The sequence below is a fragment of the Pseudomonas sp. Ma2-10 genome (assembly GCF_054330215.1).
Window position 1 is genome coordinate 1 of record NZ_JBTEYL010000070.1, and the last position, 1,447, is coordinate 1,447.

The following is a 1,447-nucleotide window of genomic DNA, read 5'->3' on the forward strand; positions in this document are numbered from 1 at the left end:
TGAACTGACCCCACAAAGCTGGACGATTTACATGTCTATGCCTAAGCGGCCTGAGTTCTGTATCCCACAGGGCTCAGGCCGTTTAGCTTCAGCTTGATACGCGAGTGATTGTAATAGGTTATGTACTCGTCGATACCTGCGTGAAGCTCATCGAGGTCGCTAAATTTATTTAGATAGAAAAACTCGGACTTCAGCGTACCGAAGAAGCTTTCCATGGCCGCATTGTCGTAGCAGTTGCCTTTGCGCGACATGCTGGGTGTGACTGAGCGCTCGCTGAGCTTTCGATAGTAAATGGGCATTCGGTACTGCCAGCCCTGGTCCGAGTGCAGGATCGGCTTTTCATGCGGCCTAAGCCGCTCAAATGCGCCACTCAGCATCTTCCCGACCATGTCGAACAGCGGCCGCCTGGCGACTTCATAGGAAATAATTTCGCCGTTGTAGAGGTCCAAAATCGGCGACAGATACAGCTTCTGACCACCGACTTTGAACTCGGTAACGTCGGTTACCCATTTTTGATTGGGCTGCGGCGCTTCGAACTCCCGCTTCAGAAGATTAGGCGCCGCCTTGCCTACTTCCCCCTTGTACGCTCTGTATTTCTTCACCCGCACCAGGCTCTTTAGCCCGAGCTGCGCCATCAACCGCTGAACCGTCTTGTGGTTGACGCGGTGACCCGCGTTTCGGACCGCAACTGTTATCCGGCGATAGCCGTATCGCCCCTTGTGCTGATCGAACGTTGAGCGAATCAGGGCTTTCAGATCCGCATACTTATCCGCTGCCTGCAGTGCCTTTTGCTGATAGTAAAACGTGCTGCGTGCCAGTCCAGCTACTTTCAGCAAGCTTTCTAGAGGGTGCCGCTGCCTCAGTTCCATTACGATTTGCGCTTTTTCTGCTGCGCCGCTCGTTTCTTCTGAACCAAGGCATCCAGCTTTTTTAGGTAGTCATTTTCCATCCGCAAATGCTTCAGCTCGGCAAGCAACTCATCACGTGTGCGCGAGTCGTCATCAGGTGAGTCGGGTTGAACAGGGGAAGTGGGGGCTGGCATTTTTTTCGGACGTCCGGCTTTTTTAGGCTGCTGGGTCAGGGCATCAAAACCGCCCTCATCATAGCGGCGCTCCCAGAGACCGATGATGCCGAACCTACGGATGTCGAACAAGGCTGCCGTTTGCCGATAGGAAAGCTGCTCTTCGCGCATGCGTGTCAACACAGACAGTTTGAAGTCGGCGCTGTAGCGCAGCAGCTTTTTCTCTTTTAGCCCAGCAGCACCATGCACTTGATAGGCCGCGACCCACTGCCGAAGGCAAGAAAAGTCCACGTCGTGACGGTGTGCGACATCTCTCAAGCCCGCACTGCCGGAACAATAGCTTTGCACGGCTGCGAGTTTTGCCCGCTCTGTGTACTTACCCATGACACCCTCAAAGGTTGTGTCCAACCTTTGGGGGTCAGTTCA

General features: G+C 54.0%; 1 protein-coding gene. It reads right to left on the reverse strand.

The features are described 5' to 3' along the window. Window positions 1–41: 41 nt before the first annotated feature. Window positions 42–1,405, reverse strand: a protein-coding gene (locus ACXPVS_RS27310) for an IS3 family transposase (RefSeq protein ID WP_458512651.1) whose coding sequence is annotated in 2 segments (ribosomal slippage) — window positions 42–922 and window positions 922–1,405 — 1,365 coding nt in all. Because the reading frame shifts where the segments join, the coding sequence is not laid out codon by codon here. Window positions 1,406–1,447: the final 42 nt, after the last annotated feature.